Origin of the sequence: Zwartia sp. (assembly GCF_049655405.1) — a bacterium.
Taxonomy (GTDB): domain Bacteria; phylum Pseudomonadota; class Gammaproteobacteria; order Burkholderiales; family Burkholderiaceae_B; genus Zwartia.
The window spans coordinates 151851-170228 of record NZ_JBASJR010000011.1 but is presented as its reverse complement, the minus strand read 5'-3'; the positions used below and the strand labels follow the sequence as shown (position 1 = coordinate 170228).

The window sequence follows — 18378 nt, the reverse complement described above, 5'->3', positions numbered from 1 at the left end:
TCTACTACTTTGGTGTTTAGTTGTCCGTTCTTGTGTGTGACACCCAGATCAGTTTGTCTGTCGCAAAGCCCATTTTTTTTGCTTGCGCGACGAGTTGATCACGAATGGCGGGCGCCAGTTCTTTGGTGCGTGCCAGTATCCATAGATAGTCACGATCAGGGCCGGCAACGAGGGCCCACTGATAGTCTGTTTGATCGAGGGCAAGAACATGGTAGCCACCATAAAACGGACCAAAAAATGAGACCTTGAGCGATCCCTGATTCGTGCTGCCCGTAAATAATGCGCGTCCGGTGGCGGACTTCCATTCGTCTTTTTTGGTATTGAATCCTCGATTAATGACCTCGAGGCTGGCGTCCGGTTTAAGGGAGTAGGTGGCACTGACATCCGTGAGCCCGCGTTCAAAGGAGTGATCCAGTCGAGCGATTTCAAACCATTTTCCGAGGTAGCGATTGACATCAAAAGGAGTCACCGAAGTCAGTCCCTCTGGAGGTGCTGTTGAGCAGCCTGACATGGCAAGTCCTATGGTCGCGGCAGCCAAAGCCACCCATAGGGCTCGTGCGAGCCGCACGAATACGGGTCGATGCGCAATAGGGGAGGCTATCGAATTGTTAAATGTTTTCATGCTCTAAAGGGTAGCCCAGTCAGGGCGATGCCGCAAGACTAATCAGATAACCGAATCGGTGAGTCGGCAACAGTTGAAATCGGTTCTGCCGTGATTTTGTCTGAGCCCTTAAAAGGGTTGTCCAACACAATGGTTGCAGCGAAGATAAAAGACACGGCGACTACTTGGACAATGAGTGCAAAAAACCTAAACCAAGTGAACTGAGTCAGCATCAGCGCCGAGATAATCAATACACCCAAATAGCCAATGTTGCTGGTAGCCATATATTGCGGCGCTAAGCGTGCACCGGAGTTTTGGATACGACTGCTGCGGGCTTGAACGATTTTGGCTGAGGTTTTCAAAATCTCAGCATAAATGGCGAGTTCTTTACCTGTGGTCGGATTGAGGAGTTGGAGATCCGCGCGCATTTTGCGTTGGAACACCAGAGTCGTCAAGCTCCCCTGACTTTTTGACAGGAGCGGCCACTCGTCAATCACAATGGATTTGGCGTATTGACGCAAGTCTTGTCTCAGGTTTGTCGCCTCTTTGGTATTGTATAAAGCAAGGAGCACATCTAGAGACTTGATGTCATTGGCTTCTGCGACGACGTCTTGCTGGTATTTGTCTGCGGTTTCTCCTACGTTGGCGAGTGAGTAGCCAAGTGTTAGAAAGGTGATGGTAAACAATGCGGCGTGAAGGCCCGCGATAAAGTCAGAGTCGACATCCTGGACGATGAAATTCGGAAAGAATTTACGCAGGGATAAATATAAACCCCAAGTGAACACCAGGCCAATCACGCAATAAAACATGATGATGCTGATGTAGTTCATGTTGTCAAAAAAGTGCATGTCTGTCCTGCTAGTGATAGATGGTAAGTTTTTAGGTGTTGAGCGTCAGCGCTTTGAGCTTAGCATCTGCATCACGCTTGACTGCGCTGAGTGCATTTTTTAAATTGAAATAAAACCGCGCATTTTTTCCAAACAGCCAGGTTGTGTTGATTTCGCGCTCATACTCTGTCAGTGTAAGAAAAATAGCTGGCAATTCCTCTGTGGAGGTGGCAAAGAGGATCGCTTCGTCTAGTTCTCGCAAATTAGTGAACATTTCATTCATTAAATGTTCACTTGGAAATAACCTTGCGGCGACAATCATCCGGTAGGCTGGGTAGACAATCACGACAAACGCAAGTACGTATGCCCAAATGTTTTCAATCAGGCTCGCTAGCCATAAAGGGAGATACGCAAAGACCTCAGGAGTGCCCTGGGCATAAAAGCGCGTGGCGATGGGACTTAATGGAAAGCTTTGATCAAGATTTTTTGGAAAAAATTCGGACTTAGAAAAAAAGGAATCCGAGCGTCGTCCATATTCTTGGGCTGCGAGCAAGTACGCCCATTGCAAAGCAGGGTGCATATCTTTTTCGACTAAAAGCATGGTGGTTGAAGCAAGAATAGTGATGTCCTCGCTGGGGTAGATGGAGTCAAGGTGAATGGAGCCTCGAGGAATCACAAGCTTTTGAAGAAAAGGGCGCTTTTTAATGTAAGCGTCTGCGAGTGGAAAATTGAGTATTTTGATGCTTCTGTCCGCAAGTAACTTTTGAATAGTGTCCGAGCGGAAGTCATCGGCAATAAAGACGGCATCGATTGTGCCGGCCATTAATTGCTGAGCGGCTTGTTCGAAAGGAAGCTCGGCAATGTTTTTTTCCGAAGGTGCCATCTGTTGATTGAGATGGTAGAGATTTCTATATATTTTATTCGTGATGTTGCCAGCCGGACCGATCGCAATTTTTTTAGTTGAGAAATATTCGAAAGGATCTGTCGTTTGAATCGTTTCGCCCTTATAAAAAATCCAGATGGGTGCATATTGGATGCTCCCTAGGGAAACTAGATCTGGATGTTTGGCGGACGATTCAGTTCCTGCCGTTAAAAAGCTCGCACTGACTGTTGATGACTTGCTATCCAAGCCTTGCAATCCCTCTCCTAGTCCTGAAGTGGGAACAAGATTTAGAGTGATTCCGTTACTCTTAAATGTTGTCTGGAAATTTTCACCAATTTTTTGATAAGAGGAGCCGTCTTGGCCCGTGGCAAGATAGATTGTTTTGGGCGGGAAGGGCTTGATGTATGTAGCGAGGGAAATGATTGCTATCAATAGGATGAGGCCAATCAGTCCAAAAAAACGGGCAGTTTTAGTCCAGCCAAGTACCTCTTTTGAGAGAAACTTTTGAAGGTATCTTTTGAAGTATTGCCAAACGGTGGTGACGTGATAGCTCATTTAATTTCCTGAAGAATGTTCTGATACAAGGGCTTAGTCTTCATCGATGGAGTAAATGAGTGCAGCTTGCTTGAGTCTGCCCGAGAATGAATAGTTCTTTTCATTGTCGTCTTTCGTATTGGGTGTGGGCATTTCCCTGGAACTCAGTACGACCTGATCGCCAAAGACGCCAACAAGCCTGACCCAACACCCCCGATGCAGCTCTAAGTAGGAAGCTCCATCGTCAGTTTCCAAATCCACTAAGTCTCGGTCTGTCACTTTTGTTTTGGTGACATCAAGATTGAGGCTGCGATGGATCTCAACACGACTGCTGCTCAGGTTGACGGCGTCTTCGACAGGGGCTTTGACCTCTAGACGCATCAAACGGACGTGGGAGTTGGTGAAGTCTACGCCATCATCCGCTGAATAATGGCTGGTAACGGCATTGATTGCCCATTCAGTTGGGCCGACTCCGAGCACTGAAAAGCCATCAATATCATCGCCTGTCGTGATGAGCTTTCCTGTCTTTGGGCTGAGGTAGTCATCTGCGCGTCCAAGATAGCGTGTCGTGATGGTGTGCGCCGTAAATTTTGACAGTGGATTTTTTCGATTGGTCTTAATGCTGATGCCGTCTTTGCTCGCGTCAGCGTAGTTACCAAGCAACCAGAGGCCACCATTGTCGGCGAATTTGACTGGTTTGAAGTTTGCGTTGCACGCCTTCAAGTGAACGCGACCTGCTTTGAGTTGAGAGCCTTGCTCAAAAATCAGAGCCGAGCGTTTAAGACAGCTTTTTGGAAAAACACCGTTGACCAGCAAGAGCGTGGTTTGATCTTGGATGGTCAACGTGATCTTTTTGAGAACACGTACTTCGCCTTGAACGACATAGATTTTTTTTGAACTTAAGACGGTGTTCTTTTTGATGTGACTAGGGAGTATTTCGACAGGTTTCATGTGCGCCTAAGAAAGCCCGGTGATGTCACCGGCCTCGTTGATGTCGATACCATTGGCGGCAGGTACCACAGGTAGGCCGGGCATGGTCATGATGTCGCCACACACGACCACAACAAAGCCAGCGCCGGCTGCCAATCGCACTTCGCGAATCGCTAGGGTATGCCCGCTTGGCGCGCCGCGCAGCTTGGCATCTGAAGAGAAGGAGTATTGTGTTTTTGCAATACAAACGGGTAGGTGGCCGTAGCCATCCGCTTCGAGTTGCGCAAACTGAGCTCTGACTTTTGCGTCGCAGGTGATGCCATCTGCACCATAGGTTTTAACAGCGATGGTGCCGACTTTTTCCAAAAGAGACGCATCGTCTTCGTATAAAAACTTAAAGTGATTGGGTTGTTCGCATAGTTTGACCACCGTATGGGCAAGTTCTGCTGCGCCTGAACCACCTTTGGCCCAGTGCTCAGCCAGCACGACTTCTACGCCGAGTGCGGCGGCAGTTGATTTGAGGAGCGCGATTTCCGCGGGTGTGTCCTCGGTGCGATGGTTGATCGCGACGACGCAAGGCAGACCAAAGTTGTGTTGAATATTGTGAATATGACGCTCGAGGTTGACCAGGCCCGCGCGCAGTGCATTGAGGTTTTCTGTGCCGACATCTTTGACCTCGACACCACCGTGATATTTGAGGGCGCGTACGGTGGCCACCAGTACAACGGCAGAGGGGGCCAAGCCTGCTTTTCGACATTTGATGTCTAGAAACTTTTCCGCGCCAAGGTCGGCTCCAAAACCTGCTTCAGTGACAACATAGTCTGCGAGTTTGAGCGCTGTGGAGGTGGCAAGTACTGAGTTGCAACCGTGTGCAATGTTGGCAAAAGGACCACCATGCACAATGGCGAGGTTGTTTTCAAGGGTTTGAACAATGTTGGGTGCGAGGGCTTCTTTGAGCAAGGCCGCCATGGCGCCTTGCGCTTGTAAGTCGCGCGCACGAATGGGCTTGCCTGACAGTGAATGACCAACAACGATTTCACCGAGACGCTCTTTGAGTTGTTGGAGGCTGTTGACGAGACAAAAAATCGCCATGACTTCGGAGGCGACAACAATGTCAAAGTGATCTTCGCGGGGAAACCCGTTTGCGGTGCCGCCGAGACCTACGACAATTTGGCGCAGGGCGCGATCATTGAGATCGACCACTCGTCGCCAAGTAATGCGTCGCACGTCGAACTGTAGTTTGTTGCCATGGTGAATGTGATTATCGATCAGGGCTGCCAGCAAGTTGTTGGCCAGGGCGATGGCATTAAAGTCGCCTGTGAAATGCAGGTTAATGTCTTCCATCGGCACGACTTGTGCCATGCCGCCGCCTGCTGCACCGCCTTTCATGCCGAAAACTGGACCGAGAGAAGGCTCACGCAAACAAATCATGGCGTTTTTGCCGATATGGTTTAGCGCATCGCCCAGTCCTACGGTGGTAGTCGTTTTTCCTTCGCCAGCCGGAGTCGGGGAGATTGCCGTCACCAGGACGAGTTTTCCGTCGGGACGATCTTGGAGTGAGCGGATGTAGTCGAGGGAGAGCTTGGCTTTAAAGCGACCATAAGGCTCTAGTGCGTCCTCTGGGATGTTTGCTTTTGCGGGTGCGAGCTTAAGTATGGGCTTTTTTTGTGCAGCTTGGGCAATATCGAGATCAGAACGCATGGGGTGCCTAGTGAGTCTAAGAATTTAAAACCTATATCCTAGACCAAATAAGACAGTGACGGCATTTGCAGAGGGCTTTTGATTGATATTGGTGGTGACGGTATCTGTGCCACTTTGGGTCGTGAGGGCACCGTTCATGGAGGCGCTAGAGTATTGCATGTAGTTGGCTTCTGCATATGCATACAAACCACCTTGGATGGTTTTACGATAGCCGAGTCCCAAAACATAGCCGCTTTGATTCGATTTGAGTGAATAGCCTGTCGCGGAGTCTTGAGCGGGTCGGCTGAATTGAAGTTGCTGATTGGAGTATCCCGCTTTGGCATAGAGCAGATCGTGATGTGTCAGAGCGTACCCAGCCGTTAAAAAGACGTTGAAGCGGTCTGAGGCTTGGATTTTTTGACCGAGAGCTGGCACTGAAGACGCGAAAGCAGGGTTTCTCGCTGAAAATTGGCTGGTTGTTTGCGACAAGAGAGAATAATCAGCCCCGATTCCCAGAAGCCATTTTTTGTTCAACGCGAAGTTGTAGCCTAGACCAAGGATCAATGGCATTCCATTCGCTGTTTGATTGGAAGCGACATTGGTGCCGGCACTGTAATACTCGGCAGGACTGACGTTGGTGTAGCGTGTTGTGGTGTTGGTAAATGAGTTTGACTCGAATCCTGTCGCGATTTGGCCGTAAAAGCCTTGAAAAGGATTGAGGCCAGAGTCTGCATTGGCTGTGAAAGGCAACTGAGCCAAGCCGAACAGGCTCATCACGAGTAAGACTAAGCGTTTTGTAGCTCGCAAGACAGCACCTTATACCTATTCGTTGAGACACGAAAAGTTAGAAGTTTAGGGTGCGTGAGCCTATGTCGATAGTCAGACGCTGTATTTGTCGGTATTGGTCGGAATGTCAGCCGAACTGCTGAACGGGAGTATGCCGGTGACAACTCACCAAATGATCATTGACCATCCCTGATGCCTGCATAAATGCGTAACAAATAGTCGAACCCACAAACTTGAAGCCAATTTTCTGCAGCGCTTTGCTCATGGCGTCGGACTCAGCTGTTTTGGTTGGTACCTCAGTGAGTGATAGTCGATTATGTTGAATGGGCTTGTGGTTGACGAACTGCCATACAAAGTCACTGAATGTCTGCTCCTCTTTCGTGAGGGCCAGATAGGCCTTGGCATTACCGATGATGGCTGCGATTTTGAGTTTGTTTCGAATGATGCCGGGATCCTTGAGCAAAGCATTTACTTTTCTTTCATCGTATCGCGCGATGATTGCTGGATCGAAGGCATCAAAAACGACGCGGTAATGTTCGCGTTTATTTAAAACTGTTGACCAAGAAAGACCGGCTTGGGCACCCTCGAGATTGATGAGCTCAAATAATGCGAGATCATCGCGCATGGGGACGCCCCATTCTGTATCGTGGTAGTGACGGTAAAGGTCAGAACCTTCGCACCAAGGGCAGCGTTGCATGGAAACTCCAGGAAAGAGGACTGAGTATATCTAACTCAGCCTGATGACCTTGGCCTTTAGATAATGTGTCGTCTGATTAATTTAGTATCTTTTCAATTAGAATATTTTTATACACAACATTACTTACTCGCAATAACTTAGCGCAAAAAATGATTGAGCCAAACAACACCAAAAACTGTTCCAACGCGATTGTTACTATGCTTGAAAATCATGGCGTGACACATGTGTTTGGCATACCAGGCGCTAAGATCGATAGTCTTTTTGTCGCGCTTAAGCACTCTAAGATAAAACTCATCCTGTGCCAGCACGAACAGAATGCAGCTTTTATGGCTGCAGCATTTGGGCGTTTAACAGGTAAGGTCGGTGTGTGTATTGCGACCTCCGGACCGGGTGTGACTAATCTGACAACCGGACTTGCTACCGCAACCAGTGAGGGCGATCCCGTCCTAGCCATTGGAGGCGAGGTGCCAGTGAGTGAGCGTTTAAAGAAGACGCACCAATCGTTGGACTCCACGAGTCTGATGAAAGCAGCGACTAAGCTGTCAGCGGAAATTCTCTCGGCTGACCAAGTCGGTGAAGCATTAGGCAATGCGATCCGGGTTGCAGAAAGTGGTCGCCCCGGAGCTGTGTTTTTATCTTTGCCCAAAGATGTAGGTCTTGCAGATTATCCTGGAGATGCACACGCGTCTTGGGGTAAGCCATTGCCGATGGGTGCAGCTGCACAATCAACCATCGCTGAAGCACTAAATATTTTGAATGCCAGCAAGCGTCCTATTGCGATTTTGGGAATGCAGGCGTCGCATCCCGATACGGCAGAGGGATTGATCAACTTTTTTAAACAAGCCAAGATTCCTTACGTCTCAACCTTTCAGGGGGCAGGTGCCTGGGTTGCAAAAGCGAGTGGTGCAACGTACGCCGGACGCATCGGTTTGTTTCGAAATCAACCTGCTGATAAATTGCTCGATGAAGCGGATGCCATACTCACGATTGGCTATGACCCGATTGAATATGATCCGTCAATATGGAATGTAGGCGGCAAGCGTCCTGTGATCTGTGTGGATGTCATCCCGGCACAACAAGACAACGCATTTTTGCCCGTCACTGAACTCATTGGTGATATCGGCGAGTCGCTCAACGTCTTGGCTAAAGGCGTGAACATTCAGCTTGAGTCTGGCTATGTCGATACGGCAAAAGCAGCTGTTAAAGAAATTCAGGACACCCTCGCTGAGGGGCAGGCAATGAACAAGTTTCCCGTTCAACCGCTGCGACTGGTCCACGAGTTGCAAAAGCAAATGACGCCGAACACACACGTGGCCCTGGATGTTGGCTCTAATTACATTTGGACAAATCGTTATTGTGCCGCTGATTTTGCCCGTCAAGTTTTGGTGAGTAATGGTCAGCAAACACTGGGTGTCTCTATTCCGTGGGGGATTGCGTTGAGTTTGCTGTATCCGGGCGATCGTGTGCTGACGACATCGGGTGATGGTGGTTTCTTATTTACGGCAACGGAGCTTGCCACGGCGGTCCGGGTTGGTGCGAAATTTGTGCATGTCATTTGGGATAGCGGCTCGTTTGACATGGTGGCTTTTCAGGAGCAAGCACACTACGGAGAAACGGCAGGTATTCAACTTGGTCATTATGATGTGGTGAAGTTTGCGGAGTCCTTTGGTTGTAAAGGGTATCGCGTGCAATCTGCAGACGAGTTGTCCAAGGTGTTCGAAGAAGCCTTTAAATCAGAGGTGCCCGTGCTGATTCATGTGCCTGTCGACTACAGTCAAAACCAGCGTTTAATGCAAAATGTCATACAAAGTTTTGTGAACTAGACTTCACAAGGTCAATCAACCACCATGCCAAAAGTCAACATCCCTAGTAGTCAGGCCCTCAGCGTCAACGTCTCAGAGACGCTTTACCGGGCTATGCAAGAGCGATGTCTCGCAACCGGTGAAACAATGGATCACCTGGTGCAAGATGCGCTCTCGAAATCTCTCGGTGTTGAACATCACACGCTACATCAAGTATCCACGTCGGCCGCCTTGGTGCAGGGGGTGTATCAAGGCTGCGTCAATGTGGGGACGATTAAAACGCACGGCGATTTTGGTCTTGGCACCTTTGACATGCTGGATGGCGAAGGCATGATGCTGGACGGGCATGTGTATCAAGCGTTAGGGGATGGTTCAGTGAATGAGCCGCCAGATTCAGCTTCAGCCCCTTTTTGGGTAAGCGCTGAGTTTGAGGCCGACCGATCTGCCGTGATTGAGACTGTCAACAGTTGGGAAGAACTTTGTACGCATATTGATGGACTGCGTCTCTCAGATAATCTGTTTACTGCCATTCGTATCGATGGAGTCTTTGACGACATTCACTATCGGGTCGCCTGTCAATCAGCACCGGGCACAGATCTTGTCACGGCCACCAGCCATCAAGCTGAATTTAAGCTGCAAAATATCTCAGGCACTCTGATCGGTTTTTGGTCGCCGGTTTACGCGCGCACCTTTAATATTCCTGGATATCACTTGCACTTGCTGTCGAGCGATCATCGGCACGGAGGCCATATTTTGGGCATTCGCGCCAATCATCTCAAGATACAAGTCATGGATGCCAATCAACTCACGATGGCACTCCCTGAGTCTCCTGACTTTCTAAAGGCGGATCTGTCTGCTGATCCTGCTGCTGCCCTAAAAAAGGCAGAAGGGGCACAAGCGAAGTAAAGTATGGCCTTGGCAAGGCTCAATGAGTGCTATATCTCAGCTACATTGTTATGTCAGATAAGTTTTTATCAAGAAGACAAACTTGAAACGCACAACAAATCTATTGCATTGCTTATTGAGTGCTTTACTACTTGCGGGTTGCGCGTCGAGACCGATTAACTCACGTCTAGACGCGGTAAGTTACACCAAACCTTATAGCGTTGAACGAAAAGATCAAGATGAGAAGCAAGCTCAAACTCTTGTCGTTCTCGCATTTTCGGGCGGGGGCACTCGAGCCGCTGCTTTTTCCTATGGTGTACTGGAAACGCTTAAGAGCACGGAGTTTGTCAGAAGTGATGGCAAAAAAGGTCGTTTGCTGGATCAGGTAGATGTGATTACGGGTGTCTCCGGCGGAAGTTTTACTGCTCTGGCATACAAGCTCTATGGCGACCGTTTATTTGATGAGTATGAAAAGCGCTTTCTAAAGCGTGATGTTCAAGGTGAAATTGTTTCTCGAGTGCTGAATCCCGTTCATTGGGGTGAGCTGTCGTCGATTGGCTGGGGTCGATCGGAGTTAGCAGCCGATCTATATGACGAGATTTTATTTGAGGGTGCGACATTCGCTGATCTGGATAAAAAAGAAGGACCTGTCATCGCCGTGAGCGCGACTGATATTACAAGTGGCGCTCGACTCGTATTCTCAAAACAAAATTTTGATATGTTGTGCTCAGATATTGGTTCCTTGAGAATTGCTCGCGCCGCAGCCGCCTCATCAGCAGTTCCGGTAGTATTGTCACCACTTACGATTAACAATTATGGTGGCAGTTGTCGCTATGTACAGCCGGAGTGGGTTGAGCCTTTTATAAACAATCCAGAGCCTCCTCGGCCTGCCTCTAGAGTCATAGCAAGAATTAAAGAGCTCTCAACACTTGCAAATGGTCAAGAACCGTACATACATCTGGTAGATGGCGGTGTATCAGACAATATCGGCTTGCGTGGGGTGCTTGACGTGATTAATTTGATGGAAGCGATGCGCGCAGCGGGATTTAAAACGCCTCTGGATCATGTCAAACGTATTGTGGTAGTGGTTGTAAATTCTTTGTCTATACCAAAAACGGATTGGGCAAAAAAAGAAGATGCCCCAGGATCTCTATCAGTTCTTGTGAAAGCCGCTGGCGTGCCAATTGATCGGTATTCGGGTGAGCAAATTGATCAACTCAAAGATACAGAGGCTCGGTGGAAGCTATTGAGGCAAGTTCGCGAAACGGCTTCGTTTGATCGTGGAAGTAAAAAGGATAGAGAGGTTGCAAAGCAGTATGTGAGCAATGTCCCAGACGCAGAAATTTATCCGATTGATGTTTCTTTTTCTGAACTCGATGATGTTGAGGAGCGTCAGTATCTAAATCAACTGCCAACTTCTTTTAGACTGGATGACGCAGATGTGGATAAATTGCGAGCTGCCGCAGGTAAGATTCTTTTAAAGTCTCCTGACTTTCAGCGGTTATTGAAAGACATCGGGGCAAATGTTATTCAGCCAAAATAAGGGTGAAAGGGGCATTGTTGAAACGCCCCTTTGGTGCATGTGGTGCCGATGATCGGAATCGAACTGACGACCTTCGCATTACGAATGCGCTGCTCTACCAACTGAGCTACATCGGCGACTAAAAAATTATATCAGAGCGTTTTGTCGTCCTCATTCAGGCTGTTTTTTGTCTCGATGCAACGGTTTTAACCCTCCTAAGACCCTTTGGGTCTTGAGGCGAACCTTGTTTATAGGGGTAATTACTCGGATAATAGGGGTATATGACTACCTACGCCGACGTTTCCCTATTTCCCCGTGATGCAAAACCCCTAAGTAGCTACCGTAAGTTTTGGGCAGCGCGCTTTGGGGTCGCCCCTTTTTTGCCGATGAGCCGTGACGAGATGACTCAGCTCGGCTGGGACAGCTGCGACATCATCATCGTGACGGGTGACGCGTATGTGGATCACCCCAGTTTTGGTATGGCTGTGATCGGTCGGATGCTTGAAAACCAAGGTTTTCGTGTGGGCATTATTGCTCAGCCTGACTGGCAAAGCGCCGAACCCTTTAAAGCCCTAGGCAAGCCCAATTTGTTTTATGGCGTGACAGCGGGCAATATGGATTCGATGATCAATCGGTATACGGCGGATCGCAAAATGCGTAGCGATGACGCCTATACGGCAGGTGATGTGGGCGGCAAGCGCCCCGATCGCGCCGCAATTGTCTATACCCAGCGCTGTAAAGAAGCCTACAAAGATGTGCCGATTATTTTGGGTGGCATCGAGGGTTCGCTGCGACGCATCGCACACTATGACTATTGGTCCGACAAAGTTCGCCGTTCGGTCGTGGTCGATAGCAAATGTGATTTGCTGTTGTATGGCAACGCTGAGCGCGCGGTGGTGGAAATCGCCCACCGCCTGGCAGCCAAAGAGCCTGTGCAAAATATTACCGATGTTCGCGGAACAGCTTTTGTGCGCCGTGAGACCCCAGAGGGCTGGTTTGAGATTGACTCGACGAGTGTCGACGCGCCGGGCAGGGTAGAGGCCCACGTCAATCCTTATTTGATGATTAGTGAGCAAGCCCTCGAACAAGGCGAAAGCTGTGCGCGCAATGATGAGGCGCGCGCTGTTGCGGACGAGGTCAACTCTAAAACTGCGGCCAAAGGCTCCAAGGCCGTTAAAGGCGCTGTAGGTGGCAAAACAGAGTCACCGCTTCTCTTTCAGCCTAATCCTTCCTTGCAGGTCAAGGGCAAACTCAAGGTTCCGCCCCGTGACCGTAGCGTGATTCGTCTGCCTTCTTACGAACAGGTGAAGTCTGATCCCGTGTTGTATGCGCACGCAAACCGTGTGCTGCATTTGGAAACCAATCCAGGTAACGCACGTGCCATCGTTCAGGCGCACGGAGATGGCAGGACTGCACGCGATGTCTGGATCACCCCGCCACCGATTCCGCTGACCACCGCGGAGATGGATCTAGTGTTTGATTTACCCTATGCGCGTAGCCCACATCCTATTTATGCGGACGAAAACGGTGGGCATGACGGCGTCACCAAGATCCCCGCGTGGGAGATGATCCGCTTTAGCGTCAATATTATGCGCGGCTGCTTTGGTGGCTGTACCTTTTGTTCGATTACTGAGCACGAGGGCAGGATTATCCAAAGCCGTAGCGAAGACTCTGTCATCCGTGAGATCGAGGAAATTCGGGACAAGGTGCCAGGCTTTACGGGTGTGATTTCTGACTTGGGTGGTCCGACCGCCAATATGTATCGCATCGGTTGCAAAAGTCCGGCCATCGAGTCTGCCTGTCGCAAGCCGAGCTGCGTGTATCCCGATGTGTGCCAAAACCTCAATACTGATCACAGCTCGTTGATTCATATGTATCGACGCGCGCGCGCGCTTAAGGGCGTCAAGAAAATCTTGATTGGTTCGGGGTTGCGTTATGACTTGGCGGTCAAATCGCCTGAGTACATCAAAGAGCTCGTGACGCACCATGTGGGCGGCTATCTTAAGATCGCACCTGAGCACACCGAAATGGGACCATTATCCAAGATGATGAAGCCCGGCATTGGAAGCTACGATCGTTTTAAGCAGTTGTTCGATAAGTTCAGCCTAGAAGCCGGTAAAAAGCAGTTTCTAGTGCCTTACTTTATTGCTGCACACCCCGGCACGGCGGACGAGGACATGATGCATCTGGCTTTGTGGCTCAAGAGCCATGGTTTCCGTGCCGACCAGGTGCAAACGTTCTATCCCAGTCCGATGGCCACTGCGACCGCCATGTACCATTCGGGCCGCAACCCTCTGAGCCGCGTGACACGTGAGAGCGAAACAGTCGATATCGTGCGTGGTGATCGCCGTCGCCGCTTGCATAAGGCTTTTTTACGCTATCACGATGCCAACAACTGGCCATTGTTGCGAGAGGCCCTGAAAGCCATGGGACGCGCCGATCTGATTGGTAATGGGAAAAAGCACTTGATTCCTTTTCATCAGCCACAGACTGACGGGAGCTATACCAGTGTTCGTCGTAAAAATAGCACTGAAGCTGCCGGAGCAAGAGGGGTCAAAACGGCTCAGCCTGTTCGCACCGCTCCATCTGTCAGACCTGTTGCCACGTATGGAAAATCTATCATCCAGACTCCTGTAAAGGTGGCGGCCAGAGTGGGGGCGAAGGCCGCCTTAAAGTCAGGCCTGCCTGCTAAACCTTCAGCAGCAGTGCGGTCTGCCAAGTCCGTGCGTTCCGGTCAGATACTCACGCAACACACAGGACTACCTCCGCGACGTAAGAGTTAGAGCCAGCCTTTACGGCGGAAGCGCCAGTAAAGAAAGCCGGCAATCGACCCGATCACCACCAGTGCAGTTGGATAGCCATACTTCCATTGCAGTTCAGGCATGACCTCGAAATTCATGCCCCAGACTCCTGCCAGTGCAGTCGATACGGCAAAAATTGCAGCCCAAGCCGCAAGGCGTTTGACAACAGTGGAATCTTCGATTGTGACCATGGATAAGTTGACCTGAATAGCGGTTGCGATCGTATCTCGCACCGCATCCACAGCTCCGTTAATGCGTGCCAAATGGTCGTGAACGTCACGGTAATACTCTTGACTATTCATGCATACTGCAGGCACGCGAGCGCCATGCATCTTACCCACCACCTCCAATAGTGGCACGACAGCATGCCTGAGCGTCGCGCTTCGGTGCTTGAGTGCATAGAGTTGCTCAATATTTGAACGCGCTGCGTTTTCTATGAAAATTCGTGACTCGATGGCTTCGAGATCCGCTTCCAAAGCATTCACGATCGGAAAATAGCGATCGACCACGGCGTCCATCAAAGCATAGGAAACAAAGCCTGCTCCAAGTTTAAGTAGCTCAGGTTCTCTTTCACACCTGACGCGGACGCCAAGAAAGTTTTGATCGCTATCTCTTCGAACAGAAAGGACGAAATTACGACCCACAAATATGGCGACTTCACCTATATGTAGGGTGTCATCTCTCTGTTCAAGCAGTTGCATGACGATAAAGACAGTTTCTCCATATTCTTCAATTTTTGGTCGCTGATGTCCTTTGGCGGCATCCTCAATTGCCAAGGGGTGTAATGAAAACTCCTCTTGCATTTGATTGAGTTCATCCATGGATGCGTCGCGCATGGCGACCCAAATAAAGCAACCTGGCTGATCAATCCAATCACTGATGTCTGCAACGTCGATGTCTGCAAGCTTTTTGCCGTCCCGGTAAACCACGCAATTGATCAGCATTTTTGGTTAAACCTTACGTTTCAATGAAGAGAGATATTACTTGGGCTCAGGTTAACTTCGTAACAAGCATGACGTCTACCTATAGTGGGGAAATGACTGGATCACTTCCCATTAGTCTTGTCTTTTTTGATTGTGAACGGGGAAGGATTCCAAGCCATCAATTTCGTCTCAGAATGTGCTAGAATCTTTTGTGTTTGAAAAACGTCAAAATTTTCAAGAATTAAGCCAAAAGCTTAAGTCCAATTTTGAATGCGTCAGACTATTCCCTGATAGCTCAGTCGGTAGAGCGACGGACTGTTAATCCGCAGGTCCCTGGTTCGAGTCCAGGTCGGGGAGCCAAGTATATGAAACAGCAGCCTTTTTGGCTGCTGTTTTTTTTGGCTAAAACCCAGCCGCTTATGATTGGATCTGATGTCAGCGCCGTACACGTCTCAACCGGTTTTGTACTTTTGAACTGCACCACACAGCAAAGCTGATTCACACCATTTATCGAGCGTTTGCATCTAAACAGACTGGCCTGGGCTATATTGGTCGCAATAAGTTGCCTAAACCATTTCCCAAAATTTTTAAGTGATAAAACTCACAGGATAATTAAGATGTCTGACCATGTTGATGGACCCCGAACAATGGCAGATCCATCAATTGACTTGACGGATATTTTTGCATTTACGAGCCCAGAAAATCCAACCCGAACGGTTCTTGTGGTTAATGTGTTTCCCGGAGCAGGGGAGTCTGCCTGGTTCTCAAATGCTGCGTATTACAACGCAGTATTGAAAAGAGTCAATATTGAGGGCGTTGGCTCAAAGGCACATTTTAAAGCTTACGGTGAAGAAATACGTTTTCAGTTTAAATTTGACCGATTGCAGCGCAATCAAAGTGGCGGCAGGCCCTCACAGGCAGGCATTTGTAAGATTCCTGGTGGCGAAATGTTGTCTGTCAGGGTGGGTGATACGCAAGGCTCCACCTCAGCGAAAGGAACAGTCCGTGTTTTTGCCGGGCTACGTTCTGATCCCTTTTTTATCGGATGGTATAACTCGCCCACTTTGCAGGGTGGTGAGAACCTGACTCAAGACGATAACGTACTTGGCTTGGTTATTGAGTTTGACACTGCCGCACTCTTGCAGCCTGAAAAAGGCTCACTTTTCGGAGTAATTGGAGAGTCTACACCCGTCGATACGACACCAACCCTCAATAGCATTCCACGATTTGATTGGGCCGGTCGACCCGAACTGGCCAATTACCTCATCACAATTCCAGGTGAGGTCAACCTCCTGGATCTCTGGAATCAGCAAACACCTTTTGATGTGGACCCGTCTGTTTTGCCTATATTTCGCGAGCGATTGACTCGGCATTTAAGACTATGGGATATGAAGGACGGGAAACGCGATTGGTCTGAAACGGATTTAAATGCCAACGTCAATGTTTATCTGAATGATTTTTTATTGATGGATGTGTCTAAATCGATCGATGACCACAGTCATCTTGAGATAGAGAAAAGCGTGATTAACGGTCAGACGCATCGAACGGGCGGTGGTCGAACGCTTGACGCCAACGCAGTCGATATTTTGTTGACCTGGATAATCAATCGCGACCATGGGCCTTTTTTGCAAAGCCCTGCCACACAAGCTACACAAAAAAGCAATAAAACCTTTCCGTATTTAGCTTCACCGAACGTGAGTTTGCTGACGGTTAATAAAAGTGTCAAGGTCGATGCATCGCCTGATGATCTCTGGGCCTTTGTCGGTCATTTTGAGCGACCTTGGACGCCGTTGGTTGTAGAAACGCAAATGACACTTGCTGGCTCGGAACAGCTGCGCACGAAGCGTTTGGTTGATGGAAAAGTCTTGATTGAACTTTTACTTGAAAGAGATGCCGTAGATAAGGTTTTAAAATATAAATTAATCAGCGGCATACCTGCTCAACCTCTGGTGACGACATTGCATGTCAAAGCTGATGGTCTAGGATCAGAGCTTTCGTGGAAAATCGAATATTTACCTGATGGGCAAGGTGAGCTATTTGTTGGCTTGGTTCTGAATACGTTTGTTGACGTAGGCATCGCTGAAATTAAAAGACACTTTAAGCAAAGGAATCCAACTTGATAAAGGGTATGTTTACTCAAGTTCCTTTTGCGACCGACGGTGAGCTGGCACGATTGAATCATGAAAGCATGCTCAAACGTTGCTGGAGCGTTTTGAATGCATCTTTCGATCGTACGGGCATCATTGAGGCGTTAATTGACGAAGAACAAAAAAGAATTCAGTTCTTGGGTGATTATGCAGCATTGGGCCGCCTTTCAATGCTTTCAGAAAAAATGCTTTCTACGGATGGCCTTGTTGGAAACCATTATTTGGCCGCGGCACAAATTTCGTCAGCCATGCATCATTTTCCCAAGTCTTTGGAGCTTCTGAGTATGGCTGAGCGATGCGGTGTAGATCCAGAGTTGATCACACCTGTTCGCCTCAGTATTGATCAGGCTACAGGACGAAATCTAAGTGCGGTTCTGAATGAACGCATTGGTCGGGCCAAGCAACTTGGAGGCATCCAAAACTTAGTGCCGTTGGCTGCTTTATTTGCAGATTTAGGGGAGTATGACAAAGCTCATTTGACGTATTTGAAAGCGATACGTGAGTATGATGATTTGTCCCCTTTCGCACTAGCCTGGGTGTGTTTTCAATTAGGCGTATTGCATGGTGAAACGGTACCGGAACCGGACTTGGACGAGGCGGCGGGCTGGTATGAGGCCGCGATTGCATACGTTCCTCATTATGTGCACGCAAGGGTTCATTTGTCGGAAATTTATATTGAAAGGCATCTGTTGGATCAGGCAGCTGCCACGCTCGATCCAATCATCGATACAGAAGATCCTGAGGTTTTTTGGCGTTATTCACAACTAAAAGAGCGGTTAAACAATCAGGCCGAAAGCGAAATTTTTTTACTGAAAGCCAAGTCTAGATTTCGGGATCTTTTAAGTCAGCATGAACTAGGGTTTGCGGATCATGCGGTCGAATTCTATCTTGGTACGAATCAGGAAAGTGACCGCGCATTTGAATTAGCAAATAAGAACTTGCTCAACAGACCAACGTTGGCTGCCTATGAAGCCGCGTATGCTGCTGCACTCGTTGCCTCGACACATGATCGGGCTCAGGCCATAGCCGAGGAATCCTTTGCAATGTGGGGCTCTATCCCAGCGTACCAACATACCGTTTTTATATCTGAACAAGGCGACGAGTAATATGATCAGTCGCAGAACATTCATTTTAGGTACTGGGGTGGCTGTTCTTGCTCCGCTGACTAGCCCGTTACCTTTCGCTGACCATGTCACAAGTGCTGCTTTAGTGGGCCCAGATTCAGTGGATATGATTAAACAAAAATATCCCTTTGCTTCTACGGCAAGGTTGAAATTAGCGGGCTGGGACGATTTTCTTGCCTCCGGAAACCCAGAGTCAGAACCATGTCAATGGGTTCTTGTCTCGTCAAACTGGAAGG

14 protein-coding genes and 2 tRNA genes are annotated in these 18378 nt (G+C 48.9%); 7 read left to right on the top strand and 9 right to left on the bottom strand.

The features are described 5' to 3' along the window. Window positions 1-16: 16 nt before the first annotated feature. From WBJ47_RS08610 to WBJ47_RS08580, 7 genes are all read right to left on the bottom strand, one after another. Complete coding sequence (locus WBJ47_RS08610) at window positions 17-622, bottom strand: lipocalin family protein (RefSeq protein WP_422244141.1); 606 nt, start codon at window positions 620-622, stop codon at window positions 17-19. A gap of 38 nt (window positions 623-660) precedes the next feature. Next, complete coding sequence (locus WBJ47_RS08605; RefSeq protein ID WP_422244142.1) at window positions 661-1449, bottom strand: hypothetical protein; 789 nt, start codon at window positions 1447-1449, stop codon at window positions 661-663. Window positions 1450-1480: 31 nt separating this feature from the next. Then, on the bottom strand, window positions 1481-2866 hold the full coding sequence (locus WBJ47_RS08600; RefSeq protein ID WP_422244143.1) for a TAXI family TRAP transporter solute-binding subunit: 1386 nt from the start codon (window positions 2864-2866) through the stop codon (window positions 1481-1483). 33 nt (window positions 2867-2899) lie between these two features. Continuing rightward, complete coding sequence (locus WBJ47_RS08595) at window positions 2900-3796, bottom strand: hypothetical protein (protein ID WP_422244144.1); 897 nt, start codon at window positions 3794-3796, stop codon at window positions 2900-2902. A gap of 6 nt (window positions 3797-3802) precedes the next feature. Further along, on the bottom strand, window positions 3803-5476 hold the full coding sequence (locus WBJ47_RS08590; RefSeq protein WP_422244145.1) for a formate--tetrahydrofolate ligase: 1674 nt from the start codon (window positions 5474-5476) through the stop codon (window positions 3803-3805). A 24-nt stretch (window positions 5477-5500) separates the two neighbouring features. Beyond that, window positions 5501-6262, bottom strand: coding sequence for an outer membrane protein (locus WBJ47_RS08585; RefSeq protein ID WP_422244146.1), 762 nt, complete (start codon window positions 6260-6262; stop codon window positions 5501-5503). Between the two features lie 106 nt (window positions 6263-6368). Continuing rightward, the gene (locus WBJ47_RS08580; RefSeq protein WP_422244147.1) at window positions 6369-6938 is read right to left on the bottom strand and encodes a DNA-3-methyladenine glycosylase I; all 570 of its coding nucleotides are present in this window, start codon (window positions 6936-6938) and stop codon (window positions 6369-6371) included. 149 nt (window positions 6939-7087) lie between these two features. On the opposite strand from WBJ47_RS08580, the gene alsS reads away from it, so the two are divergent. The 3 genes from alsS (at window position 7088) to WBJ47_RS08565 (ending at window position 11168) form a co-directional block, all read left to right on the top strand. Further along, on the top strand, window positions 7088-8761 hold the full coding sequence (gene alsS, locus WBJ47_RS08575) for an acetolactate synthase AlsS (protein ID WP_422244148.1): 1674 nt from the start codon (window positions 7088-7090) through the stop codon (window positions 8759-8761). Window positions 8762-8785: 24 nt separating this feature from the next. After that, window positions 8786-9646, top strand: coding sequence for an acetolactate decarboxylase (budA, locus tag WBJ47_RS08570; RefSeq protein WP_422244149.1), 861 nt, complete (start codon window positions 8786-8788; stop codon window positions 9644-9646). Between the two features lie 82 nt (window positions 9647-9728). After that, window positions 9729-11168, top strand: a complete 1440-nt coding sequence (locus tag WBJ47_RS08565) for a patatin-like phospholipase family protein (protein WP_424585347.1) — start codon at window positions 9729-9731, stop codon at window positions 11166-11168. Window positions 11169-11208: 40 nt separating this feature from the next. On the opposite strand, the gene WBJ47_RS08560 is transcribed toward WBJ47_RS08565, so the two are convergent. Further along, window positions 11209-11284, bottom strand: a tRNA-Thr gene (locus WBJ47_RS08560). A gap of 144 nt (window positions 11285-11428) precedes the next feature. Between WBJ47_RS08560 and WBJ47_RS08555 the strand changes: the two genes are divergently transcribed. Continuing rightward, window positions 11429-13930: a YgiQ family radical SAM protein gene (locus WBJ47_RS08555; RefSeq protein WP_422244150.1), complete on the top strand. Its 2502-nt coding sequence runs from the start codon at window positions 11429-11431 to the stop codon at window positions 13928-13930. On the opposite strand, the gene corA is transcribed toward WBJ47_RS08555, so the two are convergent. Beyond that, entirely contained in the window at window positions 13927-14892 is a 966-nt protein-coding gene (corA, locus tag WBJ47_RS08550) for a magnesium/cobalt transporter CorA (protein WP_422244151.1), read from the bottom strand. The two genes, WBJ47_RS08555 and corA, sit on opposite strands and share 4 nt — an antisense overlap. A 263-nt stretch (window positions 14893-15155) precedes the next feature. On the opposite strand from corA, the gene WBJ47_RS08545 reads away from it, so the two are divergent. From WBJ47_RS08545 to WBJ47_RS08535, 3 genes are all read left to right on the top strand, one after another. Beyond that, window positions 15156-15231 (top strand) — tRNA-Asn (locus WBJ47_RS08545). Between the two features lie 257 nt (window positions 15232-15488). After that, window positions 15489-16991: a DUF4331 family protein gene (locus tag WBJ47_RS08540; protein ID WP_422244152.1), complete on the top strand. Its 1503-nt coding sequence runs from the start codon at window positions 15489-15491 to the stop codon at window positions 16989-16991. 8 nt (window positions 16992-16999) lie between these two features. Continuing rightward, window positions 17000-18124 carry a tetratricopeptide repeat protein gene (locus tag WBJ47_RS08535; RefSeq protein ID WP_422244153.1) on the top strand — a complete coding sequence of 375 codons (1125 nt, stop codon included), beginning with the start codon at window positions 17000-17002 and terminating at the stop codon, window positions 18122-18124. The last annotated feature ends 254 nt before the right edge of the window (window positions 18125-18378 follow it).

What these genes read in the sequence shown, in the direction of transcription:
- WBJ47_RS08610 (WP_422244141.1), bottom strand. Translation starts at nt 622, where the DNA reads ATGAAAACATTTAACAATTCGATAGCCTCCCCTATTGCGCATCGACCC.
- WBJ47_RS08605 (WP_422244142.1), bottom strand. Translation starts at nt 1,449, where the DNA reads ATGCACTTTTTTGACAACATGAACTACATCAGCATCATCATGTTTTAT.
- WBJ47_RS08600 (WP_422244143.1), bottom strand. Translation starts at nt 2,866, where the DNA reads ATGAGCTATCACGTCACCACCGTTTGGCAATACTTCAAAAGATACCTT.
- WBJ47_RS08595 (WP_422244144.1), bottom strand. Translation starts at nt 3,796, where the DNA reads ATGAAACCTGTCGAAATACTCCCTAGTCACATCAAAAAGAACACCGTC.
- WBJ47_RS08590 (WP_422244145.1), bottom strand. Translation starts at nt 5,476, where the DNA reads ATGCGTTCTGATCTCGATATTGCCCAAGCTGCACAAAAAAAGCCCATA.
- WBJ47_RS08580 (WP_422244147.1), bottom strand. Translation starts at nt 6,938, where the DNA reads ATGCAACGCTGCCCTTGGTGCGAAGGTTCTGACCTTTACCGTCACTAC.
- alsS (WP_422244148.1), top strand. Translation starts at nt 7,088, where the DNA reads ATGATTGAGCCAAACAACACCAAAAACTGTTCCAACGCGATTGTTACT.
- budA (WP_422244149.1), top strand. Translation starts at nt 8,786, where the DNA reads ATGCCAAAAGTCAACATCCCTAGTAGTCAGGCCCTCAGCGTCAACGTC.
- WBJ47_RS08555 (WP_422244150.1), top strand. Translation starts at nt 11,429, where the DNA reads ATGACTACCTACGCCGACGTTTCCCTATTTCCCCGTGATGCAAAACCC.
- corA (WP_422244151.1), bottom strand. Translation starts at nt 14,892, where the DNA reads ATGCTGATCAATTGCGTGGTTTACCGGGACGGCAAAAAGCTTGCAGAC.
- WBJ47_RS08540 (WP_422244152.1), top strand. Translation starts at nt 15,489, where the DNA reads ATGTCTGACCATGTTGATGGACCCCGAACAATGGCAGATCCATCAATT.
- WBJ47_RS08535 (WP_422244153.1), top strand. Translation starts at nt 17,000, where the DNA reads ATGTTTACTCAAGTTCCTTTTGCGACCGACGGTGAGCTGGCACGATTG.